Source organism: Chryseobacterium sp. CCNWLW53 (assembly GCF_037083525.1).
GTDB classification, from domain to species: Bacteria; Bacteroidota; Bacteroidia; order Flavobacteriales; family Weeksellaceae; genus Chryseobacterium; species Chryseobacterium lathyri.
Genome location: NZ_JBAOJR010000013.1, coordinates 1 through 755 on the forward strand (window position 1 = coordinate 1; position 755 = coordinate 755).

A 755-nucleotide genomic window follows, 5' to 3' on the forward strand; every position below is an offset into this window, starting at 1 on the left:
GCTTTGTCGCAGAGAACGTCTGCGATACTTTTGGAAATCAGGTTTTCCTCCGTTAAGTTATCTAACCAGAAAAATTCTCCTGCAGCATTGATCTCGATGAAATAGTATTCGTCTTGGGGAGAAACAATGATGTCTATAGCACCATAATCTACATTGTAAACATCTAAAAGCTCCAGAAGCTTAGCTTCAATATCTGAAGGAAGTTCTGTTCTTGCCCATTTGGTAAGCAGATTTACCCCGTCTTTTCTCCAGTCCACCTTTGCATCTTCGGACTGCTGGGAATCTATTTCAAAAGCATAGACATCCTGTCCAACAATGGTAACCCGCAATTCTTTTTTCTTTTCTATTTTTTTCTGGAACTGCATCGGGCAGTATACCAATGAATCCAGTTCTTCAAGCTTGTCTTCGCTAACCACATTGGTGAAAACCACATTTTCCACACCGTCTTCATAGATGGCAAAACCGGTCTGCATTTTGGCCACCACATTCTGATGCTTAAGGATGAATTGTCTGGCTTCTTCAGGATTATTGGTAAGGCAGGTTTCAGGAATATTAAGGCCTAGTTTAACGGCAATTTTCAACTGCTCTTCTTTACTGTCCAGCCTTCTGTAAATCCCCGGTTTCCCCAATGCATAAGCATCTACAGATTCTATAAATCCGAAAAGCGTGTTGCGGATTTCGCCCATTGCGGCGCTATAAAACTTTTTATCCATTTCTTCTTTCACCCCGTTCCCGATGTTATAAGCTCTTCTGTA

The 755-nt window shown here is 41.5% G+C and carries 1 protein-coding gene; it reads right to left on the minus strand.

Annotation, left to right across the window (positions count from 1 at the left end):
- Positions 1–755: MvdD family ATP-grasp ribosomal peptide maturase (locus V6R96_RS20705; protein ID WP_336380206.1), on the minus strand; the 755-nt coding region annotated here is incomplete at both ends.